General features: G+C 69.7%; 24 protein-coding genes. 12 read left to right on the top strand and 12 right to left on the bottom strand.

What is annotated here, in order from left to right; translation table 11 throughout:
- Positions 1-29: 29 nt before the first annotated feature.
- From ACLQ3K_RS20000 to ACLQ3K_RS19975, 6 genes are all read right to left on the bottom strand, one after another.
- Entirely contained in the window at positions 30-1376 is a 1347-nt protein-coding gene (locus ACLQ3K_RS20000) for a F0F1 ATP synthase subunit B/delta (protein WP_224647860.1), read from the bottom strand.
- Entirely contained in the window at positions 1377-1889 is a 513-nt protein-coding gene (locus ACLQ3K_RS19995; protein ID WP_224647861.1) for a F0F1 ATP synthase subunit B, read from the bottom strand.
- A 29-nt stretch (positions 1890-1918) separates the two neighbouring features.
- Entirely contained in the window at positions 1919-2173 is a 255-nt protein-coding gene (locus ACLQ3K_RS19990; protein ID WP_040765682.1) for a F0F1 ATP synthase subunit C, read from the bottom strand.
- 77 nt (positions 2174-2250) lie between these two features.
- Positions 2251-3003, bottom strand: coding sequence for a F0F1 ATP synthase subunit A (gene atpB / locus ACLQ3K_RS19985; RefSeq protein ID WP_224647862.1), 753 nt, complete (start codon positions 3001-3003; stop codon positions 2251-2253).
- Positions 3000-3413, bottom strand: a complete 414-nt coding sequence (locus tag ACLQ3K_RS19980; RefSeq protein ID WP_224647863.1) for an ATP synthase subunit I — start codon at positions 3411-3413, stop codon at positions 3000-3002. The genes atpB and ACLQ3K_RS19980 overlap by 4 nt, the downstream gene beginning before the upstream one ends.
- A gap of 212 nt (positions 3414-3625) precedes the next feature.
- Positions 3626-4828 carry a glycosyltransferase family 4 protein gene (locus tag ACLQ3K_RS19975; protein WP_224647900.1) on the bottom strand — a complete coding sequence of 401 codons (1203 nt, stop codon included), beginning with the start codon at positions 4826-4828 and terminating at the stop codon, positions 3626-3628.
- Positions 4829-5108: 280 nt separating this feature from the next.
- Between ACLQ3K_RS19975 and ACLQ3K_RS19970 the strand changes: the two genes are divergently transcribed.
- From ACLQ3K_RS19970 to ACLQ3K_RS19925, 10 genes are all read left to right on the top strand, one after another.
- Positions 5109-5966 carry an MlaE family ABC transporter permease gene (locus ACLQ3K_RS19970; protein WP_224647864.1) on the top strand — a complete coding sequence of 286 codons (858 nt, stop codon included), beginning with the start codon at positions 5109-5111 and terminating at the stop codon, positions 5964-5966.
- A 117-nt stretch (positions 5967-6083) separates the two neighbouring features.
- Positions 6084-6947, top strand: coding sequence for an ABC transporter permease (locus ACLQ3K_RS19965; RefSeq protein ID WP_224647865.1), 864 nt, complete (start codon positions 6084-6086; stop codon positions 6945-6947).
- A gap of 27 nt (positions 6948-6974) precedes the next feature.
- Positions 6975-8123 carry an MlaD family protein gene (locus ACLQ3K_RS19960; protein ID WP_336671856.1) on the top strand — a complete coding sequence of 383 codons (1149 nt, stop codon included), beginning with the start codon at positions 6975-6977 and terminating at the stop codon, positions 8121-8123.
- A gap of 16 nt (positions 8124-8139) precedes the next feature.
- Positions 8140-9165, top strand: coding sequence for an MCE family protein (locus tag ACLQ3K_RS19955; protein WP_224647867.1), 1026 nt, complete (start codon positions 8140-8142; stop codon positions 9163-9165).
- A complete protein-coding gene (locus tag ACLQ3K_RS19950; RefSeq protein WP_224647868.1) occupies positions 9150-10169 on the top strand; it encodes an MlaD family protein in 1020 nt (339 codons plus the stop codon). The genes ACLQ3K_RS19955 and ACLQ3K_RS19950 overlap by 16 nt, the downstream gene beginning before the upstream one ends.
- Entirely contained in the window at positions 10169-11272 is a 1104-nt protein-coding gene (locus ACLQ3K_RS19945) for an MlaD family protein (RefSeq protein ID WP_336671858.1), read from the top strand. Before ACLQ3K_RS19950 ends, ACLQ3K_RS19945 begins: the two co-directional genes overlap by 1 nt.
- The gene (locus ACLQ3K_RS19940) at positions 11272-12321 is read left to right on the top strand and encodes an MlaD family protein (protein WP_224647870.1); all 1050 of its coding nucleotides are present in this window, start codon (positions 11272-11274) and stop codon (positions 12319-12321) included. Before ACLQ3K_RS19945 ends, ACLQ3K_RS19940 begins: the two co-directional genes overlap by 1 nt.
- A gap of 14 nt (positions 12322-12335) precedes the next feature.
- Positions 12336-13280: an MlaD family protein gene (locus ACLQ3K_RS19935; RefSeq protein ID WP_426001231.1), complete on the top strand. Its 945-nt coding sequence runs from the start codon at positions 12336-12338 to the stop codon at positions 13278-13280.
- Positions 13281-13326: 46 nt separating this feature from the next.
- The gene (locus tag ACLQ3K_RS19930; RefSeq protein ID WP_224647872.1) at positions 13327-14223 is read left to right on the top strand and encodes a hypothetical protein; all 897 of its coding nucleotides are present in this window, start codon (positions 13327-13329) and stop codon (positions 14221-14223) included.
- Positions 14224-14308: 85 nt separating this feature from the next.
- On the top strand, positions 14309-14947 hold the full coding sequence (locus ACLQ3K_RS19925; protein ID WP_426001230.1) for a hypothetical protein: 639 nt from the start codon (positions 14309-14311) through the stop codon (positions 14945-14947).
- A gap of 1 nt (position 14948) precedes the next feature.
- On the opposite strand, the gene ACLQ3K_RS19920 is transcribed toward ACLQ3K_RS19925, so the two are convergent.
- The 4 genes from ACLQ3K_RS19920 to rpmE form a co-directional block, all read right to left on the bottom strand.
- Positions 14949-15608 carry an L-threonylcarbamoyladenylate synthase gene (locus tag ACLQ3K_RS19920; RefSeq protein WP_224647874.1) on the bottom strand — a complete coding sequence of 220 codons (660 nt, stop codon included), beginning with the start codon at positions 15606-15608 and terminating at the stop codon, positions 14949-14951.
- Entirely contained in the window at positions 15605-16456 is an 852-nt protein-coding gene (gene prmC / locus ACLQ3K_RS19915) for a peptide chain release factor N(5)-glutamine methyltransferase (protein WP_374201329.1), read from the bottom strand. The genes ACLQ3K_RS19920 and prmC overlap by 4 nt, the downstream gene beginning before the upstream one ends.
- Before the next feature lie 6 nt (positions 16457-16462).
- The gene (gene prfA, locus ACLQ3K_RS19910) at positions 16463-17551 is read right to left on the bottom strand and encodes a peptide chain release factor 1 (protein WP_426001229.1); all 1089 of its coding nucleotides are present in this window, start codon (positions 17549-17551) and stop codon (positions 16463-16465) included.
- 106 nt (positions 17552-17657) lie between these two features.
- On the bottom strand, positions 17658-17900 hold the full coding sequence (gene rpmE / locus ACLQ3K_RS19905; RefSeq protein WP_224647876.1) for a 50S ribosomal protein L31: 243 nt from the start codon (positions 17898-17900) through the stop codon (positions 17658-17660).
- 282 nt (positions 17901-18182) lie between these two features.
- On the opposite strand from rpmE, the gene ACLQ3K_RS19900 reads away from it, so the two are divergent.
- Together ACLQ3K_RS19900 and ACLQ3K_RS19895 are read left to right on the top strand one after the other, a co-directional pair.
- Positions 18183-19853 carry a serine/threonine-protein kinase gene (locus ACLQ3K_RS19900; RefSeq protein WP_224647877.1) on the top strand — a complete coding sequence of 557 codons (1671 nt, stop codon included), beginning with the start codon at positions 18183-18185 and terminating at the stop codon, positions 19851-19853.
- Between the two features lie 154 nt (positions 19854-20007).
- Entirely contained in the window at positions 20008-20223 is a 216-nt protein-coding gene (locus ACLQ3K_RS19895; RefSeq protein ID WP_336671862.1) for a GNAT family N-acetyltransferase, read from the top strand.
- Positions 20224-20280: 57 nt separating this feature from the next.
- On the opposite strand, the gene rho is transcribed toward ACLQ3K_RS19895, so the two are convergent.
- Together rho and thrB are read right to left on the bottom strand one after the other, a co-directional pair.
- Positions 20281-22296 (bottom strand): transcription termination factor Rho, encoded by a 2016-nt coding sequence (gene rho, locus ACLQ3K_RS19890; RefSeq protein WP_426001227.1) that lies wholly within the window; start codon positions 22294-22296, stop codon positions 20281-20283.
- Positions 22297-22626: 330 nt separating this feature from the next.
- The gene (thrB, locus tag ACLQ3K_RS19885; protein ID WP_336671864.1) at positions 22627-23637 is read right to left on the bottom strand and encodes a homoserine kinase; all 1011 of its coding nucleotides are present in this window, start codon (positions 23635-23637) and stop codon (positions 22627-22629) included.
- Positions 23638-23641: the final 4 nt, after the last annotated feature.

The following is a 23641-nucleotide window of genomic DNA, read 5'->3' as shown; positions in this document are numbered from 1 at the left end:
TTTTGTGTTTCTGGGTGGAAGTTTGGTTGTTAGCGGGGCAGCTGTTCGGCGGCCTTGTCGAGGCGCGACGCGATGTCGGCCTCGATGACCTCGTTGCCCACCGTGATGCGCAGGCCGCCCAGGAGCTCGGCGACGACCTCGGTCTGCACCGCGATCTTGCGCTGGTAGATCCGGGCCAGCAGATCCGCCGTGCGGGTCCGCTGCGCGTCGGTCAGGGCGACCGCCGACTCGACCACGGCGACGGACTCGCCGCGACGGGCCGCAGCCAGCTCGGCGATGGAGGCGACGGCGGCGTCCACGCGGCCGACGCGCACGAGGCGCACCGTCTGGCGCAGCAGCGCCGCGGTGAACTCGTTCACCTTGCCGCCGAAGACCTTGTCCAGCAGCGCGATCCGGTCCGAGGCCGGAACCCGGGAGTCCGACAGCGCCGCGGTGAGTCGCGCCTCGCCCTCGAGGATGCGTCCCGCGCGGAACAGCTCGTCCTCGGTCTCGTCGAGCGCGTCGGCGCGCTCGGCACCGAGTAGCACCGCCACGCGGGCCTGGCGCTCGATCGCGGTCACGAAGTCGGCCGGGGCCGACCACTTCGCCGCCGCGGCGTCCTGCACGAAGGCGTTCGCCTCGGCGCTGATCTTGGCGCCGAAGAGGTTGTCGACGAGCGCACGCTTGGCGGCGGGCGCCTCGGCCGACTCGGCGAGGTGCTTGCGCAGCACGGGCTGCTCGCCCAGCACGTTGACCACGTCGGCCAGGTCGTCGGCGACGCGGGCCAGCGCGGCCCGGTCCAGACCGGCGGTCCGCTGGTCGAAGCCGGCGGCCAGCTGCCGGATCGCGTCGCGGCTGGCGGCACGCAGGGAGCGCGTGCCGATGCGATCGGCCTCGGTGACGCGGGCCGTGTCGGCGCCCTCGGTCATCGACTCGAGCTCGGTGAGCGCGCGGTCGACGGACGTGGACTGGTTGGCGGGGTCGCTGAGGTGGTCGCGGACGAGACGCCCGGCCACGTCGACGGCCTCCGCACCGAGCTCGGAGCGGAAGCCCCGCACCAGGTTGCTGCGGTTGAGCGCGACCTGGCCCTGCCCGTGCTCGCCGATCCGCGCGACCTCGCGGTCGGTCTGGGCGCGCAGCTCCTCGCGGATCGCGTCCGCGTCGCCACGTGCCTCGTCGCGGATCTGGCTGCCCTCACGGGCGGCGTCGGAGCGCGCGCGCTCCCCCGCCTGGCCCGCCTGCGACAGCTTCTCCTGCGCGATGCGCGACTCCTCCAGCTGCGCCCGGACCGTGTCCTGGCGCTCCTTCATGAGCCGCTTCACCGGCGGAACCACGAACTTCCACAGGACGAAGAGGATGACCGCGAAGGCGATCAGGTTGCCGATAAAGACACCCATTTAGTTCTTCACCACCTTTTCGCTCGAGAGTGCATCCAGCTTCGCCGTGAGGGCCGGGTCCTGCGTGACGTCGAAACCGAGCACGCGGCTCGCCAACGACGCCGAGAGCGGAGCGAGATCGGCGCGCGCCGCCGCGGCCGCGGACTCACCCGCGGTGCGCAGCTGCTCGGTCTTCTCCCGCGTGATCGCGTCCGCCTCGGCCGCAGCCCGCTGCTTCTGTTCCTCCATCGAGACGCGGCCACCGGCGCGCGCCTCGTCGCGGATGCTGCCGGCCTCACCGCGGGCGGAGGCGACTCCGGCGCGGTACTCCGACTCGGCGTCCTCGAATCCCTTGGCCGCGGCGCGACCGTCGTTCGCGGTCTGGTGGATCATCTTGTCGCGATCGTCCAGGACCTTCTGGATGGAAGGAGCCACGAAGAACCAGATCACACCGAGCACGATCAGGAAGATGATCAGGCACGAGATGAAGGTTCCCGCGGTGGGAAGAAGGAAGTTTCCCTCAGCGAGCTGCATGACGACAGTCCCCGTTTCTTGCGAGTGTCTCAGCCTGCGGTGATCGGGGTAGCGAACACGAACAGGGCCATGAAGGCGAGGTTGATGAAGTACGCGGCCTCGACCAGGCCGACGGTGATGAAGAACGGGGTCATCAGGCGGCCCTGGGCCTCCGGCTGCCGCGCGATGCCAGCGACAAGCTGGGAACCGGCGAGGCCGTTACCGATACCGGCACCGATCGCGCCGCCACCCATGATCAGGCCGCCGCCGATGAGCGCACCCTGAGCGATTGTCACATCTGCCATTGTTGTTTCCCTTTCGGTTTCTGGTAGTCGGCCTACCAGGGTCTACTCGTCCGTGGCCCGTGTGGGCCGCGAACACGTCAGTGGTCCGTCTTCTCCATGGACGTGGAGAAGTACAGGATGGTGAGGAGCGAGAAGATGAACGCCTGGATGAGGCCGACGAAGAGCTCGAAGGACTTCCACAGGGAGTTCGGGAACCAGAGGATGTAGGCCGGCAGCAGCGCGATGACCGCGACCATAACCGTGCCCGCGAAGACGTTGCCGAAGAGTCGCAGTGCGAGCGACAGCGGCTTGGAGATGAGCTCCTCGATCACGTTGATCGGCGCCAGGCCGATCGCGTGGCCCTTCACGACCTTCGCGGGGTAGCCGAAGATGCCGTGGGTGCGGAAGCCGGCGAAGTGGTAGCCGAGGTAGACGACCAGCACGAGCGCGTAGACGAAGCTCACGTCGGCCGCCGGCGGCATGAAGATCTCGGTCGGGGTACCGCCCTCACCGGAGTACTGCTGCGGCAGTACGGCGAGCCAGTTCGCGAAGAGGATCAGCGTGAACAGCGCGATCGCCAGCGGCAGCAGGAACGGCGCCACCTTCATGCCGATCGCGCCCTCGACCTGGCCGCGGAGCTGGATGGTGACGGCCTCCCAGAACAGCTGAACACCGCTCGGCACGCCGGTCGAGGTGACCTTCGCCTTCAGGATGAACGCCAAGATCAGGACGATCGTCGCGGCGATCGCGGTCGCCAGGATCGTGTCCCAGTGAAAGGTCATGCCCCACAACTCGAACGACTTGTAGTGGGCTACCTTGATCGCGCCTTCGGCGTACAGGTTGGTGTTCATGACTGCTGGCGAAGCCCTTTCAGAACGGGGATGACGGTGTTCAGGACGAGGACGACCTGACCGACGGCGAGGCCGAAGATCACGCCCAGGCCTGCGGGCCGGAGGAAGTAGGCGATGACGAGCGCGACGACCGTGACCACGGCGAGGCGCACCATCGAGTTGACCGCGACGGGAGCCTTCCGCGGCTCGTCGTCCGCGGTGATCACCGAGACCTTGAGAACCGCGAGCTTCGCGTTGAGGAGGGCCATGAGCCCGCCGACGAAGAACCACGCGCCGAACCAGATCTCGCCGTACGCGGCGGCGATGCCCGCGACGACGACGGAGATGCCCGCGAGGATCACGAAGGGGTTGGCGAACGTCACGACGCCGCGGGGCGCTGTGCGATCGGCCGAGGGGGCGGGCGTCGTCATGTCCCCTCCTTCGGGGTCAGGGTCGCTCACGCGAAGGGTCTCGCGGCGAACGGGGGGCGGCGTCTGCCGAATCCGTAGCGTGGGTCACATCACGAATTCTTTGTGATTGGCTGAGACTCTACCAAGAAGTAGGGGCACTCCCCACATCGGGGCTGCGCCGTGATCCAGCCGATCAACTACACACGATAGTACAACAGGACGGCCGTCCTGCGTTACCGGGCACCCGTCTTGGGCGATGTATCTGACCTCGCGGTTTCGGAGTAGCGCTCCCGCAGGCGGGGCACGATCCGCGGCACCACGGTGACGACGAGGGCGCACAGCAGGCCCGCTCCGAACAGGGGCGCGATGAGGGTCGGCGGCAGCATCGTGGACGCCGCGGCACTCAGGCCCAGCACACCCACCCACAGGTAGATGACCACGACGACGCGGCGCTGACTGTGTCCGATCTGCAGCAGCCGATGATGCAGGTGCATCTTGTCGGCGGTGAACGGGTGCACCCCGGCGCGCGTGCGGCGCACGACGGCCAGCAGGAGGTCGAGCATCGGCACGAACATCACCGCCACCGCCAGGAGGAGCGGCAGCAGCAGCGCGAAGATGTCGGTGGTGCCGTAGGCGTTCTGGGAGATGCGGCCCGACGCGGACGTCGACGCAGCGGCGAGAGTGAGGCCGAGGAGCATCGAGCCCGAGTCGCCCATGAAGATCCTGGCGGGCTGGAAGTTGTGCGGCAGGAAGCCCATGCAGGCGCCGAAGAGCGCGGCCGTGATCAGGGCCGGGGGGTACGACGGTGCGTCACCGCCCGAGTCGAACATCAGCCCCACGGAGAAGATGAGGATCGCGAGGGCCGCGAGGGCCGCCACCCCCGCCAGGAGGCCGTCGAGCCCGTCGATGAAGTTCATGGCGTTGACGGTGGCGACCGCCACCACCACGGTGAGCAGGCCGGCCTGCAGCTGGTCGAGCACCACCGTCGTATTGATCCCCGGGACGTAGACCACGTTCCAGGCCACCCCCATCACCACCAGGAGGGCGGCGGCGAAGATCTGTCCGACCAGCTTCGTGAGGGCGTCGACGCCCCACCGGTCGTCGATGACACCGACGACCACGATCACCGCGCCGGCGACCAGAACGGCGACGGCATCCTTGGAATAGGCGAAGCCCCGGGTAAGAGCGGGCAACTGCGCGGCCAAGAAGATCCCCGCGACCATCCCGATGTAGATGCCCACGCCCCCGAGACGCGGAGTGGGAACCACGTGGACGTCGCGCGCACGCGGAACGGCGACCGCCCCGAAGCGGGTCGCCACGACCCGGACCAGCGACGTCGCGAAGAATGTGACAACTGCAGCTGTCAGTCCCACTACCAGCAATTCCCGCATCGGGACCCCGGCAGCGCCGGCCCCGGCGACCCCCCCGCCCAGCATCTCGATGTGCACGCGTGCGAATCTACTCGCACCCCCGAGCCGACGGCTTCCGGCGGGCCGAGGCTTTGCGATGACACTTCGTCGCACCCCGCCTGACCTGAGCGGATGGACACGATCCACCCGACTGCCCGAATGTTACTGACGAGTCGCTCACATAGCCTCCGCGAAGCAGGCCAATGACGCACATCACTCGTTGGACCGTTATAGTGTCCTCGGTCATACACCTGAGAACGCAGTATGTGGGTCACAGTGTGGCCACAGTCGAGAGGAGACGTTCGCGGTGACGCAATCCGTTGTGCAGGGCTCGACGCCTGCCAGGCGACCTTCCTACTGGTCGATCATCAGCAAGAACTTCTCCAGCACCGTCGTGGATTCGATCCGCACGATCGGTCGCAGCGTTCGGATGCTGATCATGTCGCTGGTGGCCATGGTGACGGACACGGTCCGCGGCCGACTCCAGTGGAAGGAGGCGCTGAACCAGGTCTGGTACATGATCGGCGTCACGACCTTCCCGGGCGTCCTCATCGCCATCCCGTTCGGCATCGTCATCTCGATCCAGGTGGGCAACATCATCGCCCAGCTCGGCGCCGACTCGCTCCAGGGTGCCGCCGGCGGCCTCGCCGTCATCACGCAGGGCGCCCCGATCGCCACGGGCCTGCTGCTCGCCGGCGCCGGCGCCTCCGCCATCGCCGCCGACCTCGGCGCCCGCACGATCCGCGAAGAGACGGATGCGATGCGCGTCATGGGCATCAACCCGCTCAACCGCCTCGTGGTGCCCCGACTGCTCGCCGCATGGATCGTCGCGCCGCTGCTCAACATCCTCGTGATCGCCATCGGCACGCTCGCCGGCTACCTGGTGGCCGTGGGCGGCCAGGGCGTGACGCCCGGCGCCTACTGGCTGTCGTTCGGCTCCTTCGCGCACCCCGTCGACGTGTGGATCTCGCTGATCAAGTCCTTCATCTTCGGCACCGTGATCGCGATCATCGGCTGCCAGCGCGGCCTCGAGGCCCGCGGCGGCTCGCGCGGCGTCGCCGACGCGGTGAACGCCACCGTCGTCCTCTCGTTCGTCGTCATCTTCGGGTTGAACCTGCTCATCACGCAGGTCACCACGATGTTCTTCCCGATGCAGGTGGGCTGACCCATGACCCACTCACGCAGGGCACAACCCTCTTCATCCCCGGCGCAGGTCGGCTGACCCATGACCTCCTGCACCGCCGTACCGACCGCCTTCGTCCCTGAACAGGTGAGCTGATACATGGCAACCGTTTATCGCCCTCGGGGCACACGCTGGTTCTTCAACCTGTTCGGAGCATCCGGATCGGCCTGGAGCCTCTTCGACACCATCGGCCACGTCGTCTCCTTCATCGCCGAGGTGATCCGCACCGTTCCGCACGCGATCAAGCACTACCGGTCGCAGATCATGTACATCCTCACGGACATCACGTGGGGCCGCGGCGCGCTCGTCGTCGGCGGCGGCACCGCGCCGGTGCTGGCGGTCCTCGGCATCACCGTCGGCGGCATCGTCGCCGTGCAGGGCTTCGCCATCCTCAACATGCTCGGCATGGGCCCCCTGACGGCCGTGGTCGCCTCGTTCGCGAACACCCGTGAGTTCGCCCCGATGCTCGCGGGCGTCGGCTTCGCGGCACAGGCCGGCTGCCGAATGACCGCCGAGATCGGCGCCATGCGCATCAACGAGGAGATCGACGCGCTCGAGTCCCTCGGCCTGCGCTCGGTGTCCTTCGTGGTGACGACCCGCGTGCTCGCGGGCCTGATCGCGGTGGTCCCCGTCTACCTGATCACCCTGATCCTGTCCTGGCTCTCCTGCGCCTGGGTGGTGAAATCGGTGTACGGCATGCCATCCGGCACGTACGACCACTACTTCAGTCAGTTCGTGAGCGGGTCGGACATCGTCTTCTCCGTGATCAAGGTGGCCGTGTTCCTGACCGCCGTGATCATCATCCACTGCTACCAGGGCTTCTTCGCCTCCGGTGGTCCGGAGGGCGTCGGTACGGCCTCCGGCCGAGCCATCCGCGCCAGTCTCGTGGCCGTCGTCGTCCTCAACCTCGTCATGACCGTCGCGCTGTGGGGCTTCACCTCCCCGGTCTACTTCAAGGGGTAACCAATGGGAGTCGTTTCCGTACCAGGAATGTCGATCGAGCGGTCGGTGCTGCGGCGCCGCGGGCTCATCGCTGTCGCCGTCATCCTCGCGATCCTGCTCGTCGGGTGGCTGGTCAAGGCCCTGTGGCCCAAGGACGAGTTCTCGTTCACGCTCCGCTCCCCCGCGGTGGCGGCCGGCATCAAGGACGGCGCGCCCGTCCGGATCCAGGGCATCAAGGTCGGTGAGGTCACCGGTATCTCCGCCCTGGGCAACGGCCAGCAGGGCGTGAAGGTCACCATGAAGTCGGCCGACGGCAAGTCGCTGACCAACAACCTCGAGGCCGCGTACTCCGCCGGCAACCTGTTCGGCGTCTCCGAGGTCATCCTGACCCCGCACGACGGCGGCGGCACGCTGCAGGACGGCGCCCAGATCGCGCCCACCAAGCCGATCACCGACAACACCGTCTCGAACATGATCATGACGATCGGCGACGTCAACAGCGACGCCCTGCGCCCGCACATGAGCCAGATCCTGCTGAACTTCGACGCCTCGTCGAAGGCCATGCTCCCGCTCTTCACGGCCCTCGGCAGTGTCGCGCAGGCAGTGCAGGACACGCAGCGGCTCACGACCGCGCAGACCTTCCCGGTGATCACGCAGGCCATCGAGAGCGCCGACTCCGCGACCACGGCGCTCATCCCGGCCGTGAAGACGCTGTTCGATTACGCGCCGGTGCACGACAAGGCGTGGGTCAACCGCGGCAAGGCGACGCTGGACTCGCTCACCAACGAGCGCGACAGCCTGACCGCCGCACTGCAGAAGATCCTCGACCCGAAGGCCCTGGCGGGACTCCAGACGGCGACGCCGATGCTGGTGGCCCTGATGCAGCCGCTGCTCAACGCCTTCCCCAACGGGAGCGCGACGGGCGTCGGGATCCAGATCGGGCAGCTGATCGACAACGTCCGCAAGGCCATGCCGAACACCCCGAACGGGCCGGTGCTGAACCTGCGGCTGTCGGTCGACTACCCTGCCATCGGCGCGATGCTGCCGCCGGCACCGACGTTCACCTACATCCCGCCGAAGCCGGGCGAGAAGCCCACCGAGGCGAAGCCGGGCGAGACCAAGCCGGCGACGCCGTCGCAGGGCGCACCGTCGTCCGCGAAGCCGAGCACCCCGACGTCCACGAAGCCTGGGAGCTGAGCCAACGATGAAGTCAATGAAGGCGACCTCGATCAAGATCGTGGTCTTCGCCGCGGTGATGATCCTGCTGCTCGTACTGGTGATGCAGGCGTTGACCCGGCCGCCCCAGGGCGACCTCGACACCTTCCACGCCGAGTTCAAGGACGTGTCCGGCCTCAAGGTCGGCGACGACGTGCGCATGCTCGGTGTGCAGGTGGGCAAGGTCAAGGACATCGCGGTCAAGCAGTCCTCGGACCACCGGCTCTCCAACGCGGCCGTGACGTTCTCGGTGCAGCGCGACCGCAAGTTCCGTGCCGACGACACGCTGGCCATCCGGTATCAGAACCTCACCGGTTCCCGGTTCCTGGAGGTACGGCCCACGCCGAAGAGCACGGCGGCGGAGGTGAAGCCCGGCAGCACGATCGAGGAGAAGTACACGCAGTCCTCGTTCGACATCACGTCGGTCTTCGTCGGCCTCAAGCCGGTCCTGTCGACGCTGAACGCCGATGACATCAACCACCTGTCGCAGTCGGTGCTCGCGGTGATCCAGGGCAACGGCGAGGGCCTCGGCCCGCTGCTCGGCTCGCTCGACAAGCTGATGGCCGTGAGCAACGACCGGCAGCGCGTCCTGACCCAGCTCATCACGAACCTGGGCTCGGTATCGGAGTCCATCGGCGGGGCCTCCCCCGGCCTGACGAAGGTGCTCCAGCAGCTGGACGTCTTCGCCCGCACGCTGGCCAGCAACATCGACTCGATGCGCGAGTGGTCCGACAAGACCTCGGGTGTGGTGAGCCGCACCAACGCGCTGCTCGCGGCACTGGGCCTCACGCCCAACGAGAACCCGCCGCTCGACGCCATCGTCAGCAACGCGATGCCCATGGCGGAGCAGCTGGTGAACGCGCTCGCGACCCTCCCCGGCATCGTCCAGCTCCTGAACGAGGGCACGAAGCCGCAGGCGGGGCCCGCGGTCTCGGCGACCTGCAGCAAGGGCCAGGCCAAGCTCCCCGGCATGATGAATCTCTTCGTCGCAGGTCAGAAGGTGACGGTATGCAATCCAAAGTGAACCTCTTCAACCGTCCGCTGCCGACGGCGGCGCAGGACCGCCGGTACCAGCTGAACTGGGGCATCGTCGGCGCCCTGATCGCCGTCATCGTCCTGGCGATCTGCGGTTACCTCTTCGTCTTCCAGCCGGGCACCAAGGAGTACTCGGCGGACTTCAAGGAGGCGCAGGCCGTGCGCTCGGGCGTCGACGTCCGCGTCGCCGGCATCAGCGTCGGATCGATCTCCGACGTCGAGCTGCTCGACGACCGGGTGCGCGTGAAGTTCCGCGTCGACAAGGACGTCTTCCTCGGTGACGCGACCACCGCGTCGATGAAGATGCTGACCACCGTCGGCGGCTACTACATGGCGCTGACCCCGATGGGCACGACGAGCCTCGGCGACAAGCCGATCCCGCCGGAGCGCGTGTCGATGCCGTACAGCCTCCTGGAGACCTTCCAGCAGGCCACGCCGAAGGTCGAGAAGATCAAGGCGACCCCGATCCGCGAGTCCATGTCGCAGCTGAACCAGGCGCTCGAGGACCAGCCGGAGTCGATCCGCAACACCGTCGGCACCTTCAACAAGATGTTCGAGAACATCCTGCGTCAGCAGGACCAGGCGGGCGACTTCGTCAAGGTGATGGGCGAGTACTCGACGACCATCAACCAGAACGGCGACCTGCTGCTCTCGCTGATGCGGAACATGAGCACGTTCTTCTCCGCCGCCGAGGTGAACCTGGCCGGCTTCAAGAGCTACCTGTCGAACACCACGCAGCTCGTGCAGCGCCTCGGTCCCCTGCTCAACGTCTACCTCAACAACGTGGACCCGCTCGCCAGCCGCTTCGACGCGCTGGTGGCCAAGGCCCGCGAGGTGGTGCAGCAGGCCGAGCCCGCGATCGCCAACGCCAAGGAGATGCTGGCCGGCCTGCAGAAGACGATCGCGCCCGACGGCACGATCCAGCTGAACCAGTCCGAGCAGACCTTCCTCGCGACCAATGTCTGCATTCCGAGCCCGGGGGTGACCTGCTGATGCGTAAGTTCCTCGCTTCCCGCGGCGCGATGTCCGCGTTCGTGGTCATCGTCGCCGCCGCTCTGGTCCTCGGCGGTGTGGCCTTCAAGGGCCTCACCGAGAAGACCACGGCGTACTGCGCCGAGCTCGACAACTCGGTGGGCCTGTTCACCGGCAGCAAGGTCGCGCAGTTCGGCTACCCGATCGGCGAGATCACCAAGATCACCCCGAACGGCGCCACGACCCGCGTCGACTTCGACCTGCCCGCCGACCGCAAGCTGCCGACCAACGTCGGTGTCGTCGCGATCGCGGACTCGCTGGTCGCCCAGCGCCGCCTGGAGCTCCTCCAGACCTACACCGGCGGCCCGACGTGGCAGCCCGGCAAGTGCATCACCAACACCAAGACGCCGCTGTCGATCACCGAGTCGCTCCAGGCGGTCTCGAAGGTCGTCGACGATCTGACCGTCGGCGGCGGTGACGAGGAGTTCCGCAAGGCGATGGCCTCCATCCCCGCGCTGAACAAGGCGACGCAGGGCACGGGCCCGGAGATCTCCGCGCTCACCAACAAGCTCGGCGAGCTGATGCGCAACCCCGGCCCCGGCATGGGCGACGTGGCGGCGATCCTCGACGCCTTCGCCCCCGCGTCCGACGGCCTGGTCCAGAACTGGGACGAGATGCGCGCCTTCCTCACGAAGTACGCGTTCCGGATCAAGAACGTCGGCGAGCCGCTGATGGACACCGGTATCGGCGCCTTCCCGCAGCTGGTCCCGCTGGTGAAGGTGCTGGCCACCGTCTTCGACAAGTACGGCGCCTTCATCGCTCCCCTGCTCGAGGTCACGGTCCCCACCACGACCCTGCTGGCGGCGACGACCAAGCAGTTCGGCGACCTGCTCAACATCCTGCCGCCGCTGATCCGGGCCTTCCAGGTGAGCGTCGACAAGAAGACCCTGGCCACCAAGATCACGTACCGGCCGCCGTCAGCGCTGGTGCCGTCGAAGAACCCGGCCCAGACCTGCAACAACCTGAACCGGTTCGCGCCGGGCCAGTGCAAGGTCGCCGATGCGGGCCACGTCAACGTGGAGCTCATCTCCACGGTCCTGCGCGCGACGGGAGCGGCGTACTGATGCGCAATCCATTCACCAGGCGGGCCCTCGCGATGGGCGTGGCCACCGTCGCCACCGGCGCGGTGCTGGCCGGCTGCGGCTCCGTGCCCTTCAACCCGTCGGCGATCCCCGCCCCCGGCCAGCCGGGCGGCGGCGACGGCTACGTCGTGCACCTCGACTTCACGAACGTCCTCAACCTGCCCGACCGGGCGCGCGTCGTCTTCGACGGCGTCGTCTCCGGCCGCCTGCAGAAGGTGACGCTCGAAGAGGGCAAGGCCGTCGTCGACGTCAAGATCAACAACGGCGTCCAGGTGCCCAACACGGTCACCGCGACGCTGCAGCAGGACACGATCCTCGGCGACACCTACGTGGCCCTCAAGACCACGCCGGGCAAGCCGGGCACGCCGCTGAAGGGCGGCGACACGCTGCCGACGACGCAGACCAAGCCGCCGACGCAGATCGAGGACATCCTCGCCGACCTGGCGAACTTCCTCGGCAGCGGCAGCCTGATGCAGCTGCAGGACACCTTCAGCCGGATCAACAGCAACCTGCCGGCCGACCCGCAGAAGCTCTCCGGCCTGGTCAAGACGGTCTCGCAGACCGTGGTCGACCTCGGCGCGCAGAGCGACAACGTGAGCCAGGCGATCACGTCGGTCGGCGGCCTCGTGACGACGGTCAACGACAACGACCAGATCCTCGTCGCCCTGCTCAAGCCGACGGACGACTGGTTCGGGGACACGCTCGACCTGACCACCGGCGCCATCAAGCTGCTCAGCCGGCTGTCCGACGCGCTCTCCCCGCTGATCTTCACCGCGCCGCTGCTCGACGCCTCGACGGCGACCGTCGCGGGCGTGATCAAGCCGCTGATGTTCCCCGGCTGGCCGAACATGAACGGCCGGCAGGCGAACCTGGCGAACCTCGAGGACCTGCTGAAGAACAAGATCCTGCCGTTCCTCTCCAGCGGGGCCAAGGTCAACGTCAAGGAGCTGGGCACCAACGGGAACGTGCCCACTTCCGATGCCGCCCGCCAGGCGGTCAACAACCTTCGGATGGTGGGAGCAGTTCCGTGAAAAAGAGCACCTTCTTGAGCCTCCTGACCTTCGCGTTGGTCATGGTGCTGGGCACGGCGTACATCGCCTTCGGCGTGCTGCACTGGCGGCCGCTGGCGGACTACCGCTCGGTCACGATGAAGCTCGACAACGCGAACCAGCTGCTCCCCGACTCCTCCGTGCTGCTGCGCGGCGTCAAGGTGGGCAACGTCGAGACGATCGACCGCAAGGACGGCAAGGTCGTCGTGAAGTTCCGCTACGACGGGAAGTACAAGATCCCGTCGGACACGGGCCTGCGCATCGAGCAGCTGTCCGCCGTCGGCGAGCCGTACATCGACTTCCGCCCGGAGAACCTCAACGGCCCGTACCTGGCCGACGGGTCGACGATTGACATCGCGAAGATCAAGGAGCCGCTGTCGCTGCCCGAGACCTTCCAGCTGATCTCGGGCCTGACCAGCAACATCAACTCGACGGACCTCGGCGGCATCACCGAGACCCTGGCGGACGCGACCAGCAACACGCAGGGCTCGCTGCCGAACATCTCGCAGGCCGGTGATCTGCTGGCCCGTACCCTGACTGCCCGGATGCCCAACATCCGCCGCATGATGGAGAACACGCAGGACTACCAGGCCGACATGGACTGGCTGCCGGGCGCGATCTCCGAGTTCGGTCCCGCGACCCGCACCTTCGTGGTCAAGGACGTCGAGGTGCTCAAGGCGCTGGACGTCCTCATGAAGGGCATCAACGGGCCCGAGATGCTCACGAAGTCGGTCAACCCGTTCCTGATGAAGATCGCCCCGAACACCAGCAAGCTCCTGTCGAACCTCGGTCCGATGACCGAGCCGCTGGTGCCCGTGGTGCAGGCCCTGACGGACGTGCTGCCCCAGATCGACATGGCCGCGCTACTCTCGCAGGCGTTGAACACGGTCGGCTCCGACGGTGCCGCGAACCTCACGGTGGTCATCCCGCCGAAGAAGTAGCGCTCCACCGGACCGACGAACCCCGACACGATTGGCTACGCGACAAGTGACTGATTCCACCCCGGACGACAAGAACCTCGCTGACGAGGCCGCGGCGACCGAGGAGACCGTGCAGGACACCGTCGACGAGGCGGCCGAGGAGACCGCCGACGCGACCGAGGAGATCGCGACGAAGGACGAGGCTCCGACCGAGAAGGTCTCGACCGCGAAGAAGGCCGCGCCCGCCGCGAAGACGGCCAAGCGCCCCGCTCCCCCGGTCGAGGACGACGAGGACGACGTCGTGGAGGCGCCCGTGCGCCGCCCGAAGGCGTCGGCCCGGGCCGCGGCGACGCGGAACCAGGCCGCGGGCCTGACCGCGGGCGCGACCGTCACCACGGTGGTCATCACCGTCGTGATCCTGGCCCTGCTCGCGGCGTCGATCACCTTCGGCGTGCTGTGGGGCCTGCAGAAGTCCGAGAACAGCGACATGAAGGCCGCCGCCGCCGAGAAGTCGCAGGCCGAGAAGGTGGCCGCGGAGTACGCCGCCGGCGCCTCGACCTTCGACTACCGCGACCTCGGACCGTGGCGCGCGGCCATCGTCAAGGGCGTCTCCCCCGACCTCAAGACGCGGATGGACGCCACCGCCGGCGCCATGAACCAGTTGCTGCAGCCGCTGCAGTGGGTGTCCAAGGGCACCGTGATGGACGCCGTCGTCAACTCGCAGTCGGGCCCGATCTACAAGGTCAGCGCCTACGTCAAGGTCGAAGCCACCAACGTGCAGGCCGCCAGCGGCCGCGAGGTGGTCACCGTCTACAACGTGACCCTGGACAAGGACAAGGACTGGCAGATCACCGACGTGGGCGGCTCGCTCGCCGATCCGTCCTCGCAGGCCACTCAGCCGACCCCGGCGGCACCGACCGAGGGCGCGCAGACGCCCGCGGAAACGCCCGCTCCTGGCAACTGACGCCGCAGCCGTCCCGCCGAAGCGCCCGGATCCCGCAGGGGGTCCGGGCGCTTCGTTGTTCTCATGAACGTGCGATCATCGAATGGTGAATCAGCCGCAGAACCCGCCGCCCGGATACGCACCTCAGGGGTACGCGCCCCAGGGTTACGCGCCCCAGGGGTTCGGCGCCCCCACTCCCCCACCGCGCCGCTCGGCCGGCCTGGTGGCCGGGCTGGTGGTCGCGTCCGTCCTCGTGCTCGCGCTCCTGGCGTCGACGGTGACCTTCGCCGTGCTGTGGAGCGGCGCCCAGGGCCGCGCCGACGACACGCGCGCCGAGCTGGCAACCACCCAGCAGGCCGCGGCCGACGACGCCAAGGCCGAGGACGTCGCCGGGAAGTACGCGATCGGGTCGTCGACCTTCGACTACCGCGACCTCACCCCGTGGCGCACCGCGATCACGACCGGTGTCTCGCCGGCGCTGAAGGCGAAGCTCGAGGCGACGGCCGGCGCGATGAACCAGCTGCTGCAGCCGCTGCAGTGGGTGTCGAAGGGGACCGACCCCGTCGCGGTGGTGACCAGCCGTAGCGACTCGACCTATAAGGTGGCCGTGTTCGTGACGGTCACCGCGAACAACGTGCAGGCCACCGCCGGCCGCGAGCTGCTCACCCGCTACGACGTGACGCTGGACAAGGCGCAGAACTGGCTGATCACCGACGTCGGCGGCACCGCTGGCCCGACGAAGTAGCTCAGGCCAGCGATTCGACGGTGACGCCGAGGACCTCGGCGATCCGGGCGGTGCTCACGGCGCCCTCGCGCAGCACGCGCGGCTGCGGCCCGGACAGGTCGACGATGCTCGACGGCGCGGCGTGCTCGGAGGGCCCGCCGTCGAGGTAGACGTCGACCGAGTCGCCCAACTGATCCCGCGCCTCCAGCATGGTGGCGGCGGGCGGCCGGCCGGAGACGTTGGCGCTGGAGACCGCCATCGGCCCGACCTCGCGCAGCAGCTCGATCGCGACGGGGTGCAGCGGCATCCGCAGCATCACGGTGCCGCGGGTGTCCCCGAGGTCCCACGCGAGGCTGGGCGCCTGCTCGACGACGAGGGAGACGGCGCCGGGCCAGAAGGCGCGGGTCAGCTCGCGGGCGGCGTCGCTGACGCGGCTGACGAGCCCGTCGATGGTGTTCCACGAGCCCACCAGCACGCCGACGGGCATGTCCGGGCCGCGGTTCTTCGCGGCGAGCAGGGCCGCGACGGCGCGCCCGTCGAACGCGTCGCAGCCGATGCCGTAGACGGTGTCGGTCGGCATCACCACGAGGTGGCCGCCCTTCAGCGCGGACCGGGCGGCGCTGAGGCCCGCGGCACGGGATTCCGGGTCGGTGCAGTCGAAGGCGCGGCTGGCGATGCTCACGGGTCCATCCTGCCAGTCACGTACCGGGGCCTTCCCGCGAGGTCCCGGTGCTCGGCGACGCCGCCGAAGCCGGCCGCGCGCAACTGCTCGGCGGTGCCGGCGCCGTTGCTGTCGTCGTGCTCGACGCCCACGGCGCCCCCGGCGGCGAGGAGTCGAGCGGCGAGCGGCGCGAGGTCGCGGATCAGGTCCAGCCCGTCGGCGCCGGAGAACAGCGCGACGGCGGGGTCGGCGGCCGCCTCCCGGTCGAGCTCCGCCCCCTCGGGCACGTACGGCGGATTGGACACCACCAGGTCGACGGTGCCGAGCAGCTCCGTCAGGCGCGCGGGCAGCGCCGGGTCGCGGACGTCGGCGTCGAGCACCGTCGCCGAGCCCGCGAGCGCGGCCGCGTCGGCGTTGCGGCGCAGGTAGTCCAGGGCCGCGGGGTCGCGCTCGACGAGCACGACGCGGGAGTCGGGCACCGTCGCCGCGAGGTACAGGCCCAGCGCGCCGGAGCCGGCGCAGAGGTCGACGACGGCGGCGCCGCGCCCGACCTGCCGGGCGGCCCAGACGGCGAGGAGCTCGGTCTCGGGCCGCGGGACGAAGACGCCGGGCCCCACGGCCAGCGTGAGCGGGCCGAAGTAGGCGCGGCCCAGGATGTGCTGCAGCGGCTCCCGGGCCGCCCTCCGGGCCAGCAGGGCCTCGTACGCGGCCGCCTGCTCCGGGGTGGCGTCGTCGGCGATCGGGATCCGCCCGCGGTCGATGCCGAGCGCCTCGGCGAGCAGGACCTCCGCGTCGAACCGCGCCGACGGGACGCCGGCCTCCGCCAGCCGGGCCGTCGCGGCGGCGGCCAGCATCGTGGGTCGGGTCACGCCGGGTTACTCGGCCTCGAGGCGCGCCTGGCGATCGGCCGCCTGAAGGGCGTCCAGGAGGGCGTCGAGCTCGCCGTCGAGGACCTGGTCGAGGTTGTGCGACTTGTAGCCGATGCGGTGGTCCGCGATGCGGTTCTCGGGGAAGTTGTAGGTGCGGATCCGCTCGGAGCGGTCGACGGTGCGGATCTGCGCGGCCCGGGAGTCCGACGCGGCGGCCTCGGCCTCCTCCTCGCGGAGGGCCTGCAGGCGCGCGGCCAGCACCTGCATGGCGCGGGCCTTGTTCTGCAGCTGCGAGCGCTCGTTCTGACAGGTCACGACGATGTTCGTCGGGAGGTGCGTGATGCGGACCGCGGAGTCGGTGGTGTTGACGCCCTGCCCGCCCTTGCCGGAGGAGCGGTAGACGTCGATGCGCAGGTCGGACTCGTCGATCTGCACCTCCTCGACCTCGTCGGGCTCGGGGTAGACGAGCACGCCGGCCGCGGAGGTGTGGATGCGGCCCTGGCTCTCCGTGGCGGGGACGCGCTGCACGCGGTGCACGCCGCCCTCGAACTTCATCCGGGCCCACACCCCGTCGATGCTCCCGTCGGCGCCGGCGCCGCGGGACTTGATCGCGAACGTGGCGTCCTTGTAGCCGCCGAGGTCGGAGTAGGTGGCCCCGAGGGTCTCGACCTTCCAGCCGCGGCGCTCCGCGTAGCGCAGGTACATGCGGGCGAGGTCGCCGGCGAACAGGGCGGACTCCTCGCCGCCCTCCCCCGACTTGACCTCGAGGACCACGTCGTCGGAGTCGTGCGGATCGCGCGGCGCGAGCAGGTCGGTGAGCTGCTGCTCGAGCGTCACGATCTGCTCGCCCAGCGCGGTCACCTCCTCGGCGAAGGAGGCGTCGTCGGCGGCCAGCTCCTGCGCGGCGGCGCGGTCCTCGCGGGCGGCCTCCAGCTTGCGGTGCGTCGCCATGACCGGCGCCAGCTCGGCGAAGCGCTTGCCCACCCTGCGCGCGGCGGCCGGGTCGTTGTGCAGCGCCGGGTCGGACATCTGCTGCTCGAGGCCGGCGTACTCGGCGAGGATGTCGTCGATCGCGGAGGGGGACGAGGCGCTCATGGCGGCGGTGCCTTTCTCGGACGGGGCGGGGCGATGCGGGAGCTGGGGTACCCGTGAAACGCGCCGACGCCCGGCCTGCGGGGCAGGACGGGCGTCGGCGGGACAGCTACTGCGAGTCGGCTGCGGCCTCGGTGGCCTTACCGGCGCGCTTGCCGTAGCGCTTCTCGAAGCGCGCGACACGGCCGCCCGTGTCGAGGATCTTCTGCTTGCCCGTGTAGAACGGGTGGCACTGCGAGCAGACCTCGACGTTGATGCGGCCGTCGGCCTTGGTGCTGTGCGTCTCGAACGTGTTGCCGCAACCGCACACAACGGTGGTGGCCACGTACTCGGGGTGGATACCCTGCTTCATGATTGCCGTCCTTCTCGTTCGTGGTCGCCGGGTCGACCCTGGCGTGCGCCAGGACCGTGAACCGGAACCCATACCGACGTTCCAGTATGCCAGAACGCACTGGGCTTCGAGAAATTCCCGGCTCCCGCAGGTGGGCGACGACGCCGTGGTCACGATGCGGCGGACGTTTGGTGGTTGACTGGCGCGCCGCAAGTCCGCCGGTGTTAGCTACGAGCTGTCACCAGACCGGCGCCGGGAGCGAAGCGAGCGGGCCGAGTTCTCGAGAAATCCGGGAGTGAAGACGTGAACGAGTCAGGCAATGGACCGGCGATCGAGCCCGCCGGGACCGTGATCGGCGGCTACGTCGTGGAGCGCCTGCTGGGCGCGGGCGGCATGGGCGCGGTGTACGCCGCGCGGCACCCGCGGCTGCCGCGCGTGGACGCCCTGAAGGTGCTCCCCACGGCCTTCTCCCACGACCCGACGTATCGGGCGCGGTTCGAGCGCGAGGCCGACATGGCTGCGCGGCTCGACCACCCGAACATCGTCCCGGTGTACGACCGCGGCAACGACGACGGCCGGCTGTGGATGTCCATGAAGCTGGTCCCGGGCCAGGACGCCTCGGCGCTGCTCGCGAGCAACCCGACCGGGCTGCCGGTGAACCAGGTGCTGACCATCGTCGACGCGGTGGCGGCGGCGCTCGACTACGCGCACACCCAGGGCCTGCTGCACCGCGACGTCAAGCCCGGCAACATCATGATCGACGCCACGGGCTCGACGCCGCGCGTCATGCTCGGCGACTTCGGCATCGCCCGCCAGCAGCAGGAGCACAGCGACCTGACATCCGTCGGCATGGTGGTCGGCACCCTCGACTACGCCTCGCCGGAGCAGCTCAGCGGCGACCCGGTGGACGGCCGCAGCGACCAGTACAGCCTCGCCGGCACCACGGTCCAGCTGCTCACGGGCGCCAAGCCCTTCGGCGCGAGCAGCGGCACCGCGGTGATCCGCGACCACCTGATGGCCCCGCCCCCGGCACCGTCGCGGCAGCGCCCGGGCCTCCCGCCCGCGATCGACGCCGTGATCGCCCGCGGAATGGCCAAGGCGCCGCAGCAGCGGTACGCGACGTGCCACGACTTCGCGCAGGCCCTGCACGCCGCCGCGGCGGGCGCGTACCCGCAGGGGCAGGCACCGTCGAACCCGACCACGCGGGTCGCGACGCCGCCGCCCGGCGCGGGCTTCCGTCCCGCGACTCCCCCGCCGTTCCAGGGCGTGCCCTCGCAGCCCTTCGCCCGGCCGTCGGGCCCGGTGTCGAATCCGCAGGTCGCGGGCCCGCAGGGCACGTGGCAGGGCGGGCCGGTGGGCCTCGCCGGGCAGTCGCCGCAGCAGGGCGGCACCAAGAAGGGCGTGGTCATCGGCGCGATCGCCGCGGTCGCGGTGGTGGCCGTGGCCGCGGTCTCGATCCTCGCGCTCAGCACGAGCTCCGACGATGCCGTCGCCTCCCCGACCAGCACCGCCGCCAGCAGCGCGCCGTCGACGCCCGCGACCACGACACCGGTGAGCAACACCTCGACGGTGCGCGACGGCTTCATCGACCCGTGCCTGCTACCGCCCACCACGATCTCGACGCTGGGCATCAGCCCGCTCGCCGACGACCCGGGGCAGCGGTCGGGCACCGCCGGCGCGAAGTACGCCTGCAAGGGCTCCGACTCGAAGGCCAGCAACGCGGACGTGAAGTTCGCGACCTTCGAGACGTCGAACTCGTGGGAGACGGGCGCGGCGGTGTCGGTGTCGGGCACGACGAAGTGGCGCTCCTTCACGGTGCCGAGCACGAACACGAACACACCCGACTACTGCATCACCGCGTACAAGTCGCTGACCAACGGCGTCCTCTACATCGGACTGCAGAAGGTGGGCAACCGGGACTGCAACCGCGGCACGGAGATCGCCGCGGCGATCACGCCGTTCCTGCCGCAGTAGGCGCGCCCCGTCGGCCCGCCCGACGGTGCCGTCGTCTCCCGCAGCGCCCCACGGCGCTCCCGCGGGGGTTCTTCACTCCGGCGCCGGTCGCCTACACGCCCGTCCACTCCCGCGGGAGTTCCTCACCGATCATCGGGTCGCTACCCCGGACTCTGTGAACACCTCCCGCGGGAAGGCTCCTCAGGGCCAAGGCATCGGCACCGCTGTGCTGGGCGAGGTTCTCACCACCGCCGACACGGTCCGCCTCGACGTCCCGCTCGGCAGCCCGGCCCGGCGGCTGTATGAACGCCATGGGTTCGAGACGGTGCATGAGGACGCCGTCGACGTGTTCATGGTGCGCACGACGGAGAACGTACCGAAACACCCCTGAACACGCAACGGCGCCCCACTCCCGAAGGAGTGGGGCGCCGTCGTCTGCGTGATGCGGTCAGTCGTTGTCGCCGAAGCCGCTGTTCTTCTGCACCGTCATGAGGAACTCGATGTTGTTCTGCGTCTTCTTGAGCTGGCTGATCAGCAGGTCGATGGCCTGCTGGCTGTCCAGCGCGGCGAGCAGCCGGCGCAGCTTGTTCACCACGGCAGCCTCGTCGGGCGCCATGATGAGCTCGTCCTTACGGGTGTTCGACGCCGCGACGTCGACGGCCGGGAAGACGCGCCGCTCCGAGATCTTGCGGTCCAGCTTGAGCTCGGCGTTGCCGGTGCCCTTGAACTCCTCGAAGATCACGGTGTCGCCGGTGGAGCCGGTCTCGACCAGCGCCGTGGCGATGATCGTCAGCGAGCCGCCGTTCTCGATGTTGCGCGCCGCGCCCAGGAACCGCTTCGGCGGGTACAGGGCCGTCGAATCGATACCGCCCGAGAGGATGCGGCCCGACGCGGGGCTCGAGTTGTTGTAGGCGCGGCCGAGGCGGGTGATCGAGTCGAGCAGCACCACCACGTCCTTGCCGCCCTCGACGAGCCGCTTGGCCCGCTCGATCGCCAGCTCGGCGACCGAGGTGTGATCGCCCGGCGGGCGGTCGAAGGTGGAGCTGATCACCTCGCCGCGCACGCTGCGCTGCATGTCGGTGACCTCCTCCGGGCGCTCGTCCACCAGCACCACCATGAGGTAGCACTCGGGGTTGTTCGTGGCGATCGCGTTCGCGATGTCCTGCAGCACCGTGGTCTTACCGGCCTTCGGCGGCGCCGAGATCAGGGCGCGCTGGCCCTTGCCGATCGGCATGATCAGGTCGATCACACGGGTGGTGAGGATGTTCTGCGCGGTCTCGAGGCGCAGTCGCTGGTTGGGGTACAGCGGCGTGAGCTTGTTGAACTCGGGCCGGTTCTTCGCCGACTCCACGTCCTGGCCGTTGACCGAGTCCAGGCGCACGAGCGGGTTGAACTTCTGCCGGTTCGCCTGGTTGCCGCGGCCACCGCCGCCGCCCTGGTTGCCGCCGGTGTCGCCCGAGCTCTCGCCGTCGCGGGGCATCTTCACGGCGCCCGTGATCGCGTCGCCGCGGCGCAGGCCGTTGCGGCGGATCATGTTCATCGAGACGTAGACGTCGTTCGGCCCGGCGATGTAGCCCGAGGTGCGCACGAATGCGTAGTTGTCGAGCACGTCGAGGATGCCGGCCACCGGCTGCAGGACGTCGTCCTCGCTGACCTGCGGCTCGCCGTCGTTCTGGTTGCGGTCGCGGCCGCGACGGCGCTCGCGGAAGCGGCGCCCGCGGCGCCCCGTGCCGTCGCCGTCGTCGTCCGGGCCGTTGTTCTGGTTGCGGTTGCCCTGGCTGTTGCCCTGGCCGCCCTGGTTGTTGTTCTGATTGCGCTGGCGGTCCTGGCGGTTCTCGCCCTGCTGGCGGTCGCCCTGCTGGCGGTCCTGGCGGTTCTCGCCCTGCTGGCGGCCCTCGCCGTCGGCGTTCTGGTTGCGGCGCTGGTTGCGCTCGCGGCGCTGACCCTGCTGGCCCTGCTCGCCCTCGTTCTTCGGGGCGTCGCCCTGGGGCGCGTCGGCCTGGGCGCTCGCGTCGCCGTTGTCCGACGGTGCCCGGTCGGCCTTCGCCGCCCGCTCGCCCCGCGGGGCGCGGGCCGTGCGGCCCTCGGTCTTCGGCGCGTCGGCGGCCTCGGCCTGCGGCGCCTCCGCCTTGGGGGCGTCGTTCGTGGGCGCCTCGTTCTTGGGCGCCTCAGCCTTGGGAGCCTCAGCCTTGGGAGCCTCAGCCTTGGGAGCCTCAGCCTTGGGAGCCTCGGCCTTGGCGGCCTTCGGCGCGGTCTTGGCGGCGCCGCCGTGGTCGTTGATCGCGGCGATGAGATCGCCCTTGCGGAGCCCGGAGACCCCCTTGATCCCCAGCTCGCTCGCGATGCCTCGCAGTTCGGCCAGCACCATGCCGTTGAGGCCCGAGCGGCGACGCTCGTCGGCCCGCGTGGTGCTGGCCGCGGCGGTGGCCGTCTCCGGGCTGGTGGTCACGTCCGTTTCGGTCACGGAGTTCCTTTCAATTCCCTGTTCGCGCACTGCGGAAGCAGGGGCCTACCGTGCTCGCCGGGCTGTCCTGCGTTGGTGCACAGGTGTTTTCGCGGGCGACGCACGAATGACGAAGGTGCTTGTTGCGCTTCGGCTGCCGGGCCCCGCGTTTCCGGCGGGGGCACAGATGTCTCGGCCTGATGTGGAGACCGGCGCGCCAACACGTCCGAGGCTGGTTGCTGGGCGTGGAATGGCAATGTGCCGAAACAGCGTCCGCACACTGGTCGGACACTTTTGCCATGATAGCGCGGGTACCGGCGCCCGGCAATCACCACCCCCGGGACCGCGCGCTCAGCCGCGCACGACCCCGTCGGCGATGGGCAGCTCGCGCACGACGAATCCGGCCTCGACGGCGGCGTCCGCGAGGCGGGTCGGCAGCGCCTGGGGGGTCAACGCGAGCACGGTGGGCCCGGCGCCGGAGATCGCGGCGGCCACGCCGGCGGCGCGCAGCCGCTCGACCAGCGCGAACGACTCCTTCATGGAGGCGGCCCGGTACCGCTGGTGCAGCCGGTCCTCGGTGGCGTCCAGCAGCAGGTCCGGGTGCGCGGTGAGCGCCAGCACCATGAGCGCGGCGCGCGAGGCGTTGAACGCGGCGTCGGCGTGCGGCACCAGGCGGGGCAGCATGCCGCGCGTCACCGACGTCGAGGACTGCACGTCGGGCACGAAGGCGTAGGCCCGGATGTCGGGGTGCACGTCCACGCGCCGGGCCCCGTAGTGCAGGGGCGCCGACGGTGCCGCGCTCGCCGCCGCGTGGTCGCGGTAGCCGGCCACGTCGGGGACGGGCACCGCGGGCACGGTCCAGGAGACTACCGCGCCGCCGAGCACGCTCGCGGAAGCGTTGTCGGGGTGGCCCTCGAACTCGGAGGCCAGCTGCACCATCTCGTCGGTGGTGAGCCCGCGGGGCGCGTCGGCGTCGGCGGCCAGCGCGGCGGCGGCCGCGATCCCGGCGACGACGGCGGCGGCCGACGAGCCGAGGCCGCGCGAGTGCGGGATGCGGTTGACGCAGGTCAGGCGGAGCCCGGTCGCGGTGACCCCGAGGTGCGCGAGGGTGCGGCGCAGCGCCACGACCACGAGGTGACGGTCGTCGTCGGGCACCTCCCCGGCGCCCTCCCCCGTGACCACGACGGTCAGGTCACCGTCGGTCCCGGGATCGACGGTCTCGACGGTGACGTCGTCGTAGAGGCCGAGCGCGAGGCCGAGGGTGTCGAAGCCGGGGCCGAGGTTGGCGCTGGAGGCCGGGACGGTCACGGTGGCCTTCAGGCCGACGGGCAGGACGAGCGGGGCGTTCGAGGCGGGGGACACGGGC

The organism is Tsukamurella sp. DT100, assembly GCF_049844855.1.
Taxonomy (GTDB): Bacteria; Actinomycetota; Actinomycetes; order Mycobacteriales; family Mycobacteriaceae; genus Tsukamurella.
The sequence above is the reverse complement of the archived record's forward strand: the minus strand, read 5'-3'. Positions and strand labels throughout refer to the sequence as shown.